Here is a 14,944-nt window from a genome sequence, read left to right as displayed (position 1 = left end):
CCCAAATTTCGCGGATCAATAAAAAGAGCCGTGATCGTAGATAAACTGGAGCAGTGTGATGGATTTTGACAAGTTAACAGAAGTAATGCGGCGCCTATCGCTGGAAGCTGGCGATATTATCATGGAAATCTATGGTGCCGATGATTTCGAAGTGAAATCCAAATGCGACGACAGCCCGGTAACGGCGGCAGACGAAGCGGCTGATGCGCATATTTCAGCTGGTTTACGCGCAGCGTTCCCTGATGTTGCGCTCGTAACTGAAGAACAAGCCGACAGCCATACGGTCACTGCGAATACGTTTCTGATCGTTGATCCGCTTGATGGCACCAAAGAGTTCATTCATCGCCGCGGCGATTTCACCGTAAACATCGCCTATGTCGAAGACGGCGCACCGCAGCGTGGTGTTGTCTATGCACCTGCAAAAGGTCGCTTGTTTTACACGAACGCTGCTGGCGCATCTGTCGAAGAGGTTGGTGATCTGGACAAAGCCACAGTCGGAACAACCATTCCAATTTCTGTAAGCACGCCAGACAATACGGGTTTGATGGTTGTCGCATCCAAATCGCACCGCGATCAAGCAACGGATGACTACATCAACAAATATGCCGTGAATGACATGAAGAGCGCAGGCTCTTCGTTGAAGTTCTGTCTTGTTGCGACAGGCGAGGCGGACATTTATCCTCGCGTTGGTCGCACTATGGAATGGGATACTGCAGCTGGGCATGCGGTCCTGACAGGTGCCGGTGGCCACGTTGTTCGTTTTGACGATCATACAACGCTTACTTACGGCAAAGATGACTTCGCAAACCCATTTTTTATTGCCTACGCACCCGGCATTGATTTGAAGCTACCTTAATGGGCGTTCTTGTCGTCATTCCGGCTCGCTTCGCGTCTACGCGCTACCCAGGTAAGCCACTGGTAGAACTGCGTGGTGCAAGTGGAGACGCCAAAAGTTTGATCCAGCGATCTTGGGAGGCCGCCCAAAACGTGACAGGCGTCGACCGCGTCGTTGTCGCAACGGATGATGAGCGCATTAAAGACGCGGCCGAGGCGTTTGGCGCGGAGGTCGTGATGACTTCAACAGAGTGCCAAAACGGAACAGAGCGTTGCGCAGAAGCCTTAGATACCTTGGGCGGTGGTTACGAAATCGTTGTGAACTTGCAGGGCGATGCCCCGCTAACGCCCGCATGGTTTATCGAAGACTTAGTTGCTGGGTTGACCGCACACCCTGTCGCCGAAGTCGCAACGCCTGTGTTGCGGTGTGACGGACGTGCGCTGAATGGTTTGCTAGATGATCGCCGCGAAGGTCGTGTAGGTGGCACAACTGCTGTGTTTGGCGCCGACCACAATGCGTTGTTCTTCTCAAAAGAAGTCATCCCTTACACTGGTATGGCTTATTGCGACGACGATGAGACACCTGTTTTCCATCATGTTGGTGTATATGCCTATCGCCCTTCTGCATTGGCCGCGTATCCGCGCTGGGCGTCTGGTCCGCTTGAGCATCTAGAAGGTTTGGAGCAGCTGCGTTTTCTTGAACGCGGCGCACATATGCTGTGTGTCGAAGTTGAAGCACGTGGTCGTCAATTTTGGGAGCTAAATAACCCAGAGGATGTATCCAAAATTGAGGCCATGCTGTCTGAAATGGGCCACAACTGATCAAAATCGTTGAACTTTCCCCATTTGATCCACGGTTTGGTTATTTGTTGGCCAGCGTTTTAGTGTTAGCCTAGGGGAAAGCAGGACCCGCAAAGGGCAACAATAGGTACAACATGAAAAAACGTGTGACGAAGGCAATCTTTCCAGTGGCTGGTTTGGGGACACGATTCCTGCCTGCAACAAAGGCTGTTCCTAAAGAAATTATGACGCTCGTGGATCGCCCGTTGATCCAATACGCAATTGATGAAGCGCGCGCTGCGGGCATTAAAGAGTTCATCTTTGTCACTTCGCGCGGCAAGTCCGCGCTTGAGGACTATTTTGACATTGCTCCTGAGCTTGAAAGCACGCTTCGCAAGAAGGGCAAAACCGAAATGTTGGACATGCTTAAGGCAACCAACATGGACAGCGGCGCAATCGCCTATATCCGCCAGCACAAGGCGCTTGGACTCGGTCACGCTGTTTGGTGCGCACGCCGACTGGTGGGCAACGAACCTTTTGCTGTCATCCTTCCCGATGACGTGATCGCGGCTGAAAAACCATGTCTTCAGCAAATGGTTGAAGCGCATGAAGAAACCGGTGGCTGCATGGTTGCTGCTATGGAAGTGCCTGAAGAAAAGGCATCGTCCTACGGCGTTATCGACGTCAAAGAAGACTTCGGGTCAATGGTGTCGGTGAAAGGTCTCGTCGAGAAACCGCCAATTGAGGAAGCGCCTTCAAACTTGGCTGTGATCGGTCGATATATTCTGACGCCGAAAATCATGCAGAACTTGAACAAGATCAAAACTGGATCAGGTGGTGAAGTGCAGCTAACTGATGCGATTGATGCCGAATTGCGCGAGGGCCGCGATGTATTCGGGTACCGTTTCCGCGGACAGCGTTTTGATTGCGGTTCAAAAGCCGGCTTCTTGCAGGCAACTGTTGCTTTTGGAATGGCGAGGCCAGATCTAGGTGAAGAGTTCGGGGCATACCTACGCGAAATGATGTCGATGCAGCAGGCAGCGCAGTAGCGGTATTGGTTGATGTTCCCCTTCATTCCGCAAGACGACAACCCCGGAGAACAAAAGAAATCTAGCGTGTTTTCGGATGCTTGGTTTTCTTATCGGATGCGGTGGAAACGGCGGCGGCTCTTGTTGCGGTCATTGCGGCGGCGGCGTGAACTAACTCGACTGTCAGTTCACGACATTCCTGAGGTCGGAGTTTTGGTTTTCGCGACGATGCGCAATGAAATGATGCGCATTGAACATTGGTTGGGACATTACCGTGCCTTGGGCGTTGCGCATTTCCTGATCGTGGACAATGCAAGCGATGATGGCACGTCGGACTACCTCGCAAAGCAGTCCGATGTTTCTGTTTGGGTGACGCCGAACAGCTACAAAGATTCTCGGTTTGGTGTCGATTGGCTTACATGCCTGCAAATCAAGTTCGGCTCTGGGCGCTGGTGCCTTACGGTCGATGCGGATGAGTTGCTGGTTTATCCAGACAGCGATACGAGCGGGTTGGATGCATTGACGAAGCACCTTGAAGCGAATGGGCATGACGCGTTTGGTGCGTTGATGTTGGATATGTATCCCAAAGGTCCGGTCGCGCAGGCGCAGTACTCAGCCGGTGATGACCCGATCCAAACAGTGTCGTGGTTTGATGCGGGGAACTACCGGGCCAAGCTACACCCTGTTTTCGGGAACCTGTGGATTCAGGGGGGCGTGCGCGATCGTGTGTTTTTTGGCAGCCAGCCCGAGCGATCTCCGACATTGAACAAGACGCCATTGGTGAAATGGCGCAAAGGGTATGCCTACGTGACATCTACCCACCAGATACTTCCTAGACGATTGAACGATGTGTTTGACTTGGGTGAGCGCGCAAAAGTTTCTGGTGTACTGCTACACACCAAGTTTTTGCCCAATATCGGTGAGAAATCCGCTGAAGAACTGGAGCGCGGGCAGCACTTCGAAAATAGCGACCTATATCAACCCTACTACGGGGCATTGGTCGACGACCCAGATCTTTGGTTCGAAAAATCAGTGGAGTACAAAGATACAACTCAGCTTGAAACGCTTGGGCTGATGACGAGAGGAACGTGGGGATAAAGCATCACCTTTTCGAAAGGTTGCCGAATCCTGTTCTTTGTTTATTGCATGGAAACAGTGGGCAGTATTTGCTCGTATTTTCAATGGTGTGTTAACCATAAGGCACTAGCGAAGTTGATAGACTTTGCTGGCAAGACGGGAAGGACCAACTTGGGCGCCTGGACATCATATCGGCTTCGCCTTCAGCGAAAGCGCTGGCACCTGCGTGCCCGGCGCAAAAGTCGTGAGCTGTCAGTGGTTAAAGATCGGACCAGCCAGATAAAACCGAACGACATTTTCGTATTCTCTACGTTCAGAAACGAAGACATTAGGCTTCCATACTTCTTCAAATATTACCGTGACTTAGGGGTCGATCATTTCTTTATGGTCGACAACGACAGTGACGATGGCGGCGGCGAGTATGCGGCGAGCCAGCCGGATGTGTCCGTCTGGAAGGCAAGCGGAAGCTATCGAAAGTCGCGATTTGGTGTCGATTGGCTGAACCATCTTCAACGTAAATATGCGGATGGTCACTGGTCGTTAGTGGTCGATCCGGATGAGTTTTTCATTTACCCATTCTGCGATACGCGCCCAATTCGTGCCCTGACAGATTGGCTGGATGCATCCGACATTCGCAGCTTTGGTGCAATGTTGCTCGATATGTACCCAAAAGGTCGCCTTGATGCGGTGCCGTACAATCGCGGCCAAAACCCGATGGAAATCGCGTCTTGGTTCGATAGCGGAAATTACACTATTTCGAAAAACAACCTGTTCTATAATCTCTGGATTCAAGGCGGCCCACGCGCGCGCATGTTTTTCAAAGAAGAGCCTTGGCGCGCACCCGCTCTGAACAAAACGCCGCTTGTGAAATGGAGCAAGGAATACGCCTACGTTAGCTCTACACACATGATTTTGCCGCGTGGTTTGAACCTGATTTACGATGAATGGGGCGGCGAAAAAGCGTCCGGCATTCTGCTTCACGCCAAGTTCTTGGATACCTTTGGTGCGAAGGCGCAGGAAGAACTGGCGCGTGGTCAGCACTACGCAGGTTCGCAGGAATATAAGGCCTACTCAGAGGGGATCGCCCAACACCCAGACCTGTGGTGCAAGTGGTCTGAAAAGTACATCAACTGGCGCCAGCTTGAGATTCTCGGCCTCATGTCGAAAGGCAACTGGGCATGAGTGTTGGTGTCGTCATGTTGGTCCACAATGCGTTTGACCGCGCGGAACAAGTGGTGCGCCACTGGTCAGCTGGTGGCTGCCCTGTTGTTATTCACGTCGATAAAAATGTGAAACGTGAGGCTTATGATGACTTCGTCAGAAACCTAAAGGATGTGCCGGACGTTCTATTCTCCAAGCGACATCGTTGTGAGTGGGGAACATGGGGAATCGTAGCGGCGTCCCAATCCGCGTCCACTATGATGTTGGCCAAGTTTCCTGATGTGCGTCACGTCTACTTGGCTTCCGGGTCATGCCTACCACTGCGTCCTATTAAGGATTTGCAGGCTTATCTCGCTAAACGTCCACGCACTGACTTTATCGAAAGCGCTACGACAGCGGACGTGCCGTGGACGCAAGGCGGCCTCGATTTTGAACGTTTCACGCTTCGCTTCCCGTTTTCTTGGCGCAAAAACAGGTTCCTCTTTGACCGCTACGTTGAATTTCAACGCCGCTTCAAAATGTACCGACGGGTTCCTGAAGGGGTCGTTCCACACATGGGTTCACAGTGGTGGTGTCTTACCCGCCAAACGTTGTCGGCCATTCTGGAAGATCCGGATCGTAACGTCTACGACACGTATTTTCGACGTGTTTGGATTCCTGATGAGAGTTATTTCCAAACGCTCGTTCGGCTTTATTCCCAAAGCATTGAAAGCCGCTCTTTGACGCTTTCCAAGTTTGACTATCAGGGAAAGCCACACATCTTTTATGATGATCATCTACAATTGTTGCGGCGATCTGATTGCTTTGTTGCGCGTAAGATTTGGCCGGAAGCGAATGCGCTTTATGATAACTTCCTGAACGAAGAAAACCCGCTTAAGGGCGCTGAGCCCAACCCGGGAAAGATCGACCGTATCTTTTCAAAGGCAGTTGAACGCAGGACGCGTGGGCGTGCAGGCCTGTTCATGCAAAGTCGCTTGCCGCGACCCGGCCATGAGAACGGTTTTACGTCATCGCCTTATTCGGTTTTCGAAGGTTTCTCGGAGCTGTTTGAAGATTTTGAACCATGGTTAGCACGAATGACTGGCACACGCGTTCATGGACATCTCTATGCAAAAGAGGGTGTCGAATTTGAAGGGCGTCAGACAACGTTTAGCGGTGCACTTTGCGATAATGCAAAGCTGCGCGACCACCACGCGCAGTTGTTTCTTGTAAACCTGATTTGGAACACACGTGGCGAACGCCAGTGCTTCCAGTTTGGGCCGAACGACAGTCAACATGTCAGCTGGGATTTGGCAAAGGATCCGAACGCACAGATTTCTGTAATCTCGGGTGCTTGGGCGATCCCGCTGTTCCAATCGAACCGAAATTTCTCGGATATTCGGGCGGATGCAGCGGAGTTGCAGCGCTTAGAAAGCGAGCACTTGAATGCGCTTCGTTCGCCTTGGGCTAAAGCACGAATCCGGATATGGACGTTGGCGGATTTCATCGAAACACCGATGGAAGCGTTGCAAACAGTGCTCGACGAAATGGGTGCAAAGAACCTACGCCGTGTGACAGAAGCGCCTAAAATGGTCGACCTGTCTGGATTTGGCCAGTTTCTACAAAACCTGAAAAACCAAGGCATGCACCCCTATCTGATGGGTGACTTCCCAACCGATAATGTACCCGTCAACGAACGCCCGACGCGGCGAAAACCCTATTTAGTACGGTAGAGTATGACGCAGTTTGATTACTTTGTAGTTTTCGCAGAAATGCGTACCGGTTCGAATTTCTTGGAATCTAACATCAATGCGTTTGACGGATTGGCGTGTCACGGTGAGGCCTACAACCCGAGTTTTGTTGGCTATCCAAATGGTACAAAAGCGTTGGATGTTTCACTGGAAGAACGAAACGAAGACCCCCTTCAAATTCTGACGAAGGTTAAAGCGGCCGACGGTCTTAATGGGTTTCGCTATTTTAATGACCACGATCCACGGGTGCTTGACCCCATTATGGCTGACAGGAAATGCGCCAAGGTCATTCTGACGCGTAACCCCATCGAAAGCTACGTTAGCTGGAAGATCGCACAGTCGACGGGACAGTGGAAATTGACTGACGTAAAGCGGCTGCGCGAAGATACAATCTCGTTCAACGCCGATGAGTTCAGAGAGCACATAGCTAAGCTGCAAGCGTTTCAGGTTCAGTTGCTGAACACCTTACAGAAGTCTGGGCAGACGGCGTTTTATGTTGCCTATGAAGACCTTCAAGATGTCGAAGTCATGAACGGGATAGCGGCCTATCTTGGCGTTGATGAACGGCTCGAAGCGCTGGATAAATCTTTAAAGAAGCAAAACCCCAAGCCTTTGTCGGACAAGGTAGACAACTTCGCTGAGATGGAAGCAGCCGTAGCGCGGCTTGATCGGTTCAACCTCAACCGTACACCAAATTTCGAGCCACGCCGCGGCCCCGCTGTTCCAAGCTATATTGCGGCGCCTAGTTCCCCTTTGATGTTCTTGCCGATTAAATCCGGCCCGATCGATGCGATCAAGAACTGGTTGGCCGGGTTGGACGACGGGCAGCCGAAAGATCTGATTTCAAAATTTACACAAAAATCACTACGTCAGTGGAAACGCGACGCTCTTGGGCATCGATGTTTTGCCGTCGTACGTCACCCAGTTGCACGGGCTCACGCAGCGTTCTGTAGTAAGATTTTGTCGACTGAAAAAGGCAGCTATACCGAGATCAGGAACGTGCTGCGAAATCAGTTCAAACTGCCAATTCCGGCAACTTACCCTGATCCGTCATATGGAATGTCTGAGCATCGCGAAGCGTTCCTAGCTTACCTGAAATTCATCAAGTCAAATCTTGGTGGGCAAACGGCAATGCGTGTTGATGCGCACTGGGCGACGCAGTCTCAGGCGCTGCAAGGGTTTGCTGAATACGCGTCCCCAGATTTGATTCTACGGGAAGACCGGCTTGAAGAAGATCTCGCAATTTTGGCATCACAAGTCGGTAAAACCACAATGCCAGCTATTCCCGAGCAGACGGACCAACATGCAGACATGTTGAATGGCATATATGACGATGACGTAGAATCCGCCGTGTATGAGGTTTACCAGCGAGACTATATCGCGTTCGGATATGGACCCTACGCCTAGGCCGCGTATGCGGCGCTGGCTTCGGTTAGAATCGTGTAGATTGTTGACGGGTCTTCATTCGCACGCAGTTTTGCGCAAATGCCTTCGTCACGCAGTGTACGCGAAACCAACGCCAAAGCCTTGAGGTGGGAAACACCGGCTTCTTCAGGCGCGAAAAGGGCAAAGACCAAATCGACGGGCTGGCGGTCCACTGAATCAAAATCGAGTGGCTTTTTAAGCCGCAAGAAAAGACCGCAGACCTGCGATAGTCCCGGTAAGCGGGCATGGGGAAGCGCAATGCCTTGGCCCACACCGGTTGGGCCAAGGTTTTCGCGTTCAAGAAGGGCGTCGATAACAACAGTTTGGTCCATCCCGAAACAAGCATCTGCCATATCGCCAAGGTCGTGAAACAAACGTTTCTTGCTGCTAACAGCAGCAATAACTTTGATTCCCGAAGCCGGTAGAATGTCTGCAATCGGCATTACGCACTTCCCGTCGGGGTTTCGCCCGATCTAGCTGGTATTACGCGGGTCGATCCAACCGATGTTTCCGTCTTCACGGCGGTAGACGACGTTGATTCCGCTATGTCCTTCATTTCGGAAAACCAAGACCGGTGCGTTTGCGATTTCCATTTGCATGACCGCTTCTCCGACGGAGATTGATGGGATTTTCGTCTCCATCTCGGCCACAATCATGGAGCTAACACCTTCGGGTTCTTGCTCTTCCGACTCACTATTCGAAGCGAGGATATAGGACCCAGCGTCAGAAAGTTCAACGGGTTGTGAACGTTCCTTGTGGTGGTCCTTTAGGCGGCGTTTGTACCGCCGTAGTTGTTTTTCCATCTTTTCAGAGGCGCTGTCAAAAGCTGCATAGATTTCAGTGGCATGACCCTTGGCCTGCGCCGTTAGACCCGTGGAAAGATGGACTTCAGTCTCGCAGACATATTCGTGCCCGCTTTTGGAAAATACGATGTTGGCGTCTGTAGGACGGCCTGCATACTTGCTGACCATACCCCCCAGTTCAGTTTTAACGTGTGTTTGAAGGGCTTCACCAATGTCGATTTGCTTTCCTGTGATCTGATAGCGCATCTCGTCTCCTTTTTGAGCGTTACAGGCAATTCGGGCGTCAGAACGATCAAGGTTTCGTTAAACTACGCGGGAATTGTCGGGGATGATGGCAGTGAACGGGTTGAATGTAGCTGGCGCCCTAAAGGCGAAGTCCAGATTACATTGGTTACCTGTTCTGTCATCTCCCCCAGTTGGCGACGAAATGAGGCAAGTGTCAATGATATCCGTAAACTGATCACGAAACGCGGAACGAATCCCCAAGGTAAACGCGACGCACGTTTTCATCCTGAACGACCTCATCGGTCGTGCCAGACATAAGGATTTTGCCATCGTGAAGGATGTAAGCGCGATCGACGATCTGAAGCGTTTCCTGAACATTATGATCGGTGATCAAGACACCGATACCACGGTTCTTAAGGTCGGCCGTAAGGTGCCGGATTTCGCCAACGGCAATCGGATCGACACCGGCAAATGGTTCATCCAGCAGCACATACTTTGGATCAGCGGCAAGGCAGCGGGCAATCTCGGCTCGTCTGCGTTCACCACCTGAAAGCGCCATTGCGGGTGCACGGCGCAAGTGTTCTATCGAAAATTCCGAGAGAAGCTCTTCAAGACGTTCGCGTCTGCGTGTTCGATCCGGTTCTGCGATCTCGAGAATCGACAGAATATTATCTTCAACGTTTAGACCGCGAAAGATCGACATTTCTTGCGGAAGGTATCCGATGCCAAGTTTCGCACGGCGATACATCGGCAACGAAGTTATGTTGCGCCCGTCAACGACCACCTCACCGCCTTCCGGCGTCACAAGGCCAGCGATCGAATAAAAGCAGGTGGTTTTGCCGCAGCCGTTGGGGCCAAGCAAAGCCACGACTTCGCCGCGGCCGAGTTCCATGTTTACGTCTCGAATGACTACGCGTTTGCCATAGCTTTTGCGTAGATGTCGAATGCGTAGTCCGACGTCGCCATCTGTAACGGTTAGCTCAGGCATTAGTTGCCGCCTTGGTTGAAGATCGTGCGGACACGGCCTTCCATTTGGGCGCTGCCATCAGACAGATTGATCCGCATGGAATTGGCAGAAATTGCACTGTTCCCTTGCGTGAGCAGAACGTCTCCAGAAAGCACGAGCGTTCCAGCATCGAGATTGTACTCTGCATTAGACGATTCCGCCGCTTCTGTGGCAGTCACGAAGGTCACGCCACCGGAAGCGGAAAGGCGGCTGATGTCGCCGGATGCGTCATTGTAGACGACCTGCACGCGGCCTGCGTTAAGGCGCAAATCGCCTTGTCCGATCAGAACGTTCCCTTGGAAAATTGCAGTGCCGTTGTCCTGATCAACACTCAGGCTGTCGGATGTGATTTCTAGTGGTGCAGACGGGTCGGCATTGATCGCCCCGAGGTTAATGTCAGTCTGTGAAAATGCTGGTCCGGCAACCACGAGGATCACACAAAGCAGAGCAGATTTGAAAAATGTCACGTTAAAGAATCCTATTGCTGCGGTGTGTATACCAGCCGAACACCATTTTGGAAAAGCATCACTTGGCCGTCCATGCCTTCGGGCGTTTCGATGACCATTTGACCAGCGGTAAGCGAACCAAAGGGCGCTTGCGCTTCAATTGCCCCATCGGAAATTAATTGGCCTGTGGTCAGGTTTGCCGTTAGGCCAGCCGTTTCCATTTCATAGCCGTTTGAAGTTTCGACACGGGCTAAACCAGTCAGACGTGCGATCCGGGATGCCGTGTCGATCTCACCCATTCCTGCACGAATATCGATATGAATGCCGTTTACTGAGTCGACTGTCGCGGACAGGTTTTCAACTATCATTAGGTCGCCATTTGGGCGCGTGGTGCCCGCGCTAATTCCAATCACGGAACCATCATCGGCCACACCAGAAATCTGCGCGCCGGATAACCGCGGTTCGCGAGCGATTTCTTCGATTTCGGCGTAGGGAATCGTCGTTTCTTGCGTCGGTGCCCGGGCGAACAGGAAAACAGTAGACATCAACGCCAGCGCACCGAGCGGCAGAGTGATCTTTAGAAAGCCGACAAACTGAGAATAAAGATTGTCGTCGCCAGTCATCTACACAATGCCTGCGCGTAGACAGTCGTGAATGTGCAAAATGCCAGCGACTTTGCGGGATCCGTCCGGGTCCACCACGAACAAGCAGGTAATATTGCCAGTGTTCATCACGTTTACAGCCTCTTCCGCTAGCGACGTCGTTCCAATCGTGCGCGGTGCTTTGGTCATCACTTCGCCTGCAGTCAAATCTAGTAAGCCACCCATATTCCGGCGCAAATCGCCGTCGGTCACGATGCCGGTAAGGTAGCCTGCATCGTCCAATACGCCAACCACACCGAAGCCCTTTTGACTGATCGTCAGCAGGGTATCGCTCATAGGGGTCTTTTCGCCGACGAGGGGTACAGCATCATTCTTGTGCATCAAATCGCCAACGCGGGACAGTTGTGACCCGAGTTTACCGCCTGGATGAAAGTCGCGGAAGTTATCTGCTGAAAACGCGCGATGCTCCATAATGGCGACAGACAGTGCATCGCCTAGCGCAAGGGTCATTGTTGTGGATGTTGTCGGAACAACACCGGTTCCACAGGCCTCAGGCAATTTTGGCATCAGCAAAACGATATCAGATTGTATTGCCAATGCGCTGTTGGATCGGCTGGTCATTCCGATCAGGGGAATACCAAAGCGCTGGGTATATGCGATCAAATTGGCAAGTTCGGGCGCCTCGCCAGAATTTGAAATCGCCAGAACAACGTCGCCACGTGTTACCATACCAAGGTCCCCATGGGATGCCTCGGCTGGGTGAACGAAATGTGCTGGCGTGCCAGTACTTGCCAAGGTCGCCGCGATCTTGCGGGCGATATGGCCGGATTTTCCGATCCCTGAAATGATGATCCGACCACTGGCATTCAGGATCATATCTACGGCTTCGGCCAAAGTGCCGTCCAAAGCATCCGCAAGCGCATTCAGTGCATCGGCTTCTTCGCGAATGACACGGCGGGCAGTGTCGGTGAATTTTGTATGATCAACCATTAGTGAGAAAAGATATCCTGTTCGGGCCAGCCTGCAAGATCAAGCTGCGCGCGGGTTGGTAAAAAGTCAAAACAGGCCTGTGCCATTTCGGTCCGGTTTTCACGTTCAAGACGGACGTTTAGCGCTTCTCGCAATTGGTGAAGATACAAAACATCCGATGCCGCATATTCAAGCTGGGCTTTGGTCAGATCTGACGCTCCCCAATCGGATTGCTGCTGGAACTTTGAAATATCGACACGCAGCAACTCTTGCAGCAGATTTTTGAGGCCGTGACGGTCCGTGTACGTTCGGACAAGTTTACTGGCGATCTTCGTACAGTAGACAGGTGCTGCCACAGTTCCAAAGGCATTCAACATTGCCGCGATATCAAAACGGCCAAAGTGAAACAGCTTTAATACATTCGGATCAGCAAGCATTTTGCACAGGTTCGGTGCTTCGGTTTGGCCAACGGCAACTTGCACAAGGTGGCAATCTCCGTCGCCACTGCTCATCTGAATAAGACACAAACGGTCCCGATGCGGATTCAACCCCATCGTTTCGCAATCAATCGCGACAACAGGGCCAAGATCGAGGCCGTCGGGTAAATCATTCTGGTAAAGATGGTTTGTCATACGAACCCTCTAACATGCGTTCTTCGCGATGTAGAGAGAATGGTGCCCAGAAGAGGACTCGAACCTCCACGTCCATACAGACACCAGCACCTGAAGCTGGCGCGTCTACCAATTCCGCCATCTGGGCAACAGATTACGTGAGGAGGGCTTTAAGTCCGTCACGCGGACCTGTCAACGCGATTCAGCGTTAGAATGGTGTACTGGTAAAAGGAATAGGCAATTTTGAATAAAAGAAGCTGGAGCGATGCGCCGATATGCGCCTTGTTTATCAAGGGCCACGCGGGTAAACGGCTTGGTGAATAGGTTTAAGCTTAGGGAACGCTATCATGTCCAAACTTGTCACCATTTACGGCGGGTCCGGTTTTGTCGGGCGGTATATTGCGCGGCGTTTGGCTAAGGATGGTTGGCGCGTTAGGGTTGCGGTTCGTAATCCTAACGAGGCAATGTTTGTAAAACCTTATGGTGCTGTCGGGCAAGTTGAGCCTGTTTTTTGCAACATTCGCGACGATGATTCTGTGGCATCTGTGATGCAAGGTGCCGATGCGGTCGTGAATTGCGTGGGAACGTTGCATGACTTTGGCAAGAACACATTTGAGGCAGTTCAAGCCGAGGGCGCTGAGCGCGTTGCACGTATCGCTGCCTCAATGGGTGTTGGGTCCATGGTGCAGATTTCAGCAATCGGAGCGGATGCCGAAAGTGACAGCGATTACGCGCGGACCAAAGCGGAAGGCGAAGCTGGCGTTCTGGCGCACATGCCGAACGCGATGATCATTCGCCCATCAGTTATTTTTGGTGACGAGGATCGCTTCTTCAATCGTTTCGCTGGCATGTCCCGTTTCGGGCCGGTTCTGCCGATTGTTGGCGCTGGGACAAAATTCCAACCTGTTTATGTTGACGATATTGCAGCCGCTGCGGTGATGGGTGTCGAAGGTAATGCGCAGGGCGTTTTTGAACTTGGCGGACCGGACGTGCACACGTTCCGTGAGCTCATGGATGAGATGCTTTCGGTTGTTCGCCGTCGTCGTTTGGTACTGAATATTCCGTTCTGGGTTGCGCGGATTATGGCGTTTGGCTTTAAGGTTGGCCGTGTTTTGTCACTTGGTTTCGTACCGGGTCCAATCACAGCGGATCAGGTTAAGCTTCTGGCGATTGACAACGTCGTGTCAGATGACGCGCAAAGCTTTGAAGATTTGGGCATCATGCCAACGCCGATGGAAGCGATCCTGCCGGATTACCTGTGGCGGTTCCGCCCGTCCGGCCAGTATGACGCGATCAAAGAAAGCGCCAAAAACCTGCGCGCTTAGGTATAGGCGATCCCAAGCAGTACGACCCCAAGAATGACGCGGTAGATCACGTAGGGTGTGAAGCTGACGGATTTGAGCAAGCGCATCATGAGTGACAACGCTGCGAGCGCGGCAAAGAATGCGAGTGCGGCTGCAATCGCCCCGTCTTTGGCTGCTTGTGCGTCTGCTGTAACTGCGACTTCTGCACCCAAAAGAACGCCTGACGCGATAATTGTTGGGATGGACATCAACATTGAAAGCTTGGCGCCGTCTTCGCGTTTGTAGCCGAGTTTACGCGAAGCGGTGATGGTGATGCCGGAGCGTGATGTGCCGGGAATCAGGGAAATCGCTTGCCAAACCCCCATCGTCAACGCGTCGCGGATGGTCCATTCCTTGGCGGTCTTATCTGTTTTTCCGGTTTGATCTGCCCAGTACAGTACGATGCCGAAGATCAACATTGTCCAACCGATGACGGTCATATTGCGTAGCATGTCATCAAGGCCCGTGAGCTTGAGGATGAGGCCGAATATCACCACGGGAATCGTTGCGAGGATGAGGCACCACGCGAGGAACGCCCCGTCGGTGTCGATTTTTCCGCGCAGAACACGTGGAAGGCCAAACAAGGCGGCGCGCGCATCCGTCCAGAAATAAATGATTACCGCGAAGAGGGTGCCGACGTGAACGGCGACATCAATGACTTGGCCTTGGTCTGCCATACCGGTCAGTTGCGGCAGCAAAATAAGGTGCCCAGAGGAGGACACGGGCAGGAATTCGGTGATTCCCTGAATAAGCGCAGCAAGTACGAGTGTTAAGAGCGGCATAACGTTTCCTGATTCGTTTCGGCCTTTCTAAATCATGGGAGTCGTGGGGGAAGGGGGGATATAAGACCGTTTCGGACCTAAAGTTTTGTGATGTATTGACAAATGCTTGCATCCGAGTGCAA

General features: G+C 52.2%; 16 protein-coding genes and 1 tRNA gene. 8 read left to right on the top strand and 9 right to left on the bottom strand.

Going from position 1 to position 14,944, the window contains the following annotated elements:
• Positions 1-58 precede the first annotated feature (58 nt).
• The 7 genes from cysQ to OSB_RS15460 all read left to right on the top strand — a co-directional run bounded on the left by cysQ (position 59) and on the right by OSB_RS15460 (position 8,017).
• Entirely contained in the window at positions 59-856 is a 798-nt protein-coding gene (cysQ, locus tag OSB_RS15490) for a 3'(2'),5'-bisphosphate nucleotidase CysQ (protein ID WP_049835835.1), read from the top strand.
• Positions 856-1,656 (top strand): 3-deoxy-manno-octulosonate cytidylyltransferase, encoded by an 801-nt coding sequence (locus OSB_RS15485; protein ID WP_049835834.1) that lies wholly within the window; start codon positions 856-858, stop codon positions 1,654-1,656. Before cysQ ends, OSB_RS15485 begins: the two co-directional genes overlap by 1 nt.
• 113 nt (positions 1,657-1,769) lie before the next feature.
• Positions 1,770-2,663: a UTP--glucose-1-phosphate uridylyltransferase GalU gene (gene galU / locus OSB_RS15480; RefSeq protein WP_049835833.1), complete on the top strand. Its 894-nt coding sequence runs from the start codon at positions 1,770-1,772 to the stop codon at positions 2,661-2,663.
• Between the two features lie 12 nt (positions 2,664-2,675).
• A complete protein-coding gene (locus OSB_RS15475) occupies positions 2,676-3,740 on the top strand; it encodes a glycosyltransferase family 2 protein (RefSeq protein ID WP_049835832.1) in 1,065 nt (354 codons plus the stop codon).
• Positions 3,741-3,890: 150 nt separating this feature from the next.
• Entirely contained in the window at positions 3,891-4,901 is a 1,011-nt protein-coding gene (locus OSB_RS15470; RefSeq protein WP_049835831.1) for a glycosyltransferase family 2 protein, read from the top strand.
• Entirely contained in the window at positions 4,898-6,592 is a 1,695-nt protein-coding gene (locus OSB_RS15465) for a DUF5927 domain-containing protein (RefSeq protein ID WP_049835830.1), read from the top strand. The genes OSB_RS15470 and OSB_RS15465 overlap by 4 nt, the downstream gene beginning before the upstream one ends.
• Positions 6,593-6,595: 3 nt before the next feature.
• The gene (locus OSB_RS15460; RefSeq protein ID WP_049835829.1) at positions 6,596-8,017 is read left to right on the top strand and encodes a sulfotransferase family 2 domain-containing protein; all 1,422 of its coding nucleotides are present in this window, start codon (positions 6,596-6,598) and stop codon (positions 8,015-8,017) included.
• Here the strand turns inward: OSB_RS15460 and OSB_RS15455 are convergent.
• The 8 genes from OSB_RS15455 to OSB_RS15420 all read right to left on the bottom strand — a co-directional run bounded on the left by OSB_RS15455 (position 8,014) and on the right by OSB_RS15420 (position 12,845).
• Positions 8,014-8,478, bottom strand: coding sequence for a PTS sugar transporter subunit IIA (locus OSB_RS15455; RefSeq protein ID WP_049835828.1), 465 nt, complete (start codon positions 8,476-8,478; stop codon positions 8,014-8,016). The genes OSB_RS15460 and OSB_RS15455 overlap by 4 nt on opposite strands.
• A 30-nt stretch (positions 8,479-8,508) precedes the next feature.
• Complete coding sequence (hpf, locus tag OSB_RS15450) at positions 8,509-9,084, bottom strand: ribosome hibernation-promoting factor, HPF/YfiA family (protein ID WP_049835827.1); 576 nt, start codon at positions 9,082-9,084, stop codon at positions 8,509-8,511.
• Positions 9,085-9,298: 214 nt separating this feature from the next.
• Positions 9,299-10,051, bottom strand: coding sequence for an LPS export ABC transporter ATP-binding protein (lptB, locus tag OSB_RS15445; protein ID WP_049835826.1), 753 nt, complete (start codon positions 10,049-10,051; stop codon positions 9,299-9,301).
• Positions 10,051-10,536 carry an LptA/OstA family protein gene (locus tag OSB_RS15440; RefSeq protein WP_049835825.1) on the bottom strand — a complete coding sequence of 162 codons (486 nt, stop codon included), beginning with the start codon at positions 10,534-10,536 and terminating at the stop codon, positions 10,051-10,053. Before OSB_RS15440 ends, lptB begins: the two co-directional genes overlap by 1 nt.
• A gap of 11 nt (positions 10,537-10,547) precedes the next feature.
• Positions 10,548-11,138, bottom strand: a complete 591-nt coding sequence (locus OSB_RS15435) for a hypothetical protein (protein ID WP_049835824.1) — start codon at positions 11,136-11,138, stop codon at positions 10,548-10,550.
• Positions 11,139-12,107 carry a KpsF/GutQ family sugar-phosphate isomerase gene (locus OSB_RS15430; protein WP_049835823.1) on the bottom strand — a complete coding sequence of 323 codons (969 nt, stop codon included), beginning with the start codon at positions 12,105-12,107 and terminating at the stop codon, positions 11,139-11,141.
• On the bottom strand, positions 12,107-12,718 hold the full coding sequence (locus tag OSB_RS15425) for a ribonuclease D (RefSeq protein ID WP_049835822.1): 612 nt from the start codon (positions 12,716-12,718) through the stop codon (positions 12,107-12,109). Before OSB_RS15425 ends, OSB_RS15430 begins: the two co-directional genes overlap by 1 nt.
• Before the next feature lie 40 nt (positions 12,719-12,758).
• Positions 12,759-12,845, bottom strand: a tRNA-Leu gene (locus OSB_RS15420).
• A gap of 199 nt (positions 12,846-13,044) precedes the next feature.
• On the opposite strand from OSB_RS15420, the gene OSB_RS15415 reads away from it, so the two are divergent.
• On the top strand, positions 13,045-14,022 hold the full coding sequence (locus OSB_RS15415) for a complex I NDUFA9 subunit family protein (protein ID WP_049835821.1): 978 nt from the start codon (positions 13,045-13,047) through the stop codon (positions 14,020-14,022).
• Here OSB_RS15415 and OSB_RS15410 read toward each other — a convergent pair.
• The gene (locus tag OSB_RS15410) at positions 14,019-14,822 is read right to left on the bottom strand and encodes an undecaprenyl-diphosphate phosphatase (protein ID WP_049835820.1); all 804 of its coding nucleotides are present in this window, start codon (positions 14,820-14,822) and stop codon (positions 14,019-14,021) included. The genes OSB_RS15415 and OSB_RS15410 overlap by 4 nt on opposite strands.
• Positions 14,823-14,944: the final 122 nt, after the last annotated feature.

It is taken from the genome of Octadecabacter temperatus (assembly GCF_001187845.1).
Taxonomy (GTDB): Bacteria; Pseudomonadota; Alphaproteobacteria; order Rhodobacterales; family Rhodobacteraceae; genus Octadecabacter; species Octadecabacter temperatus.
Note: the sequence above shows the minus strand (reverse complement) of the source record. Positions and strands in the feature narration are given on the sequence as shown.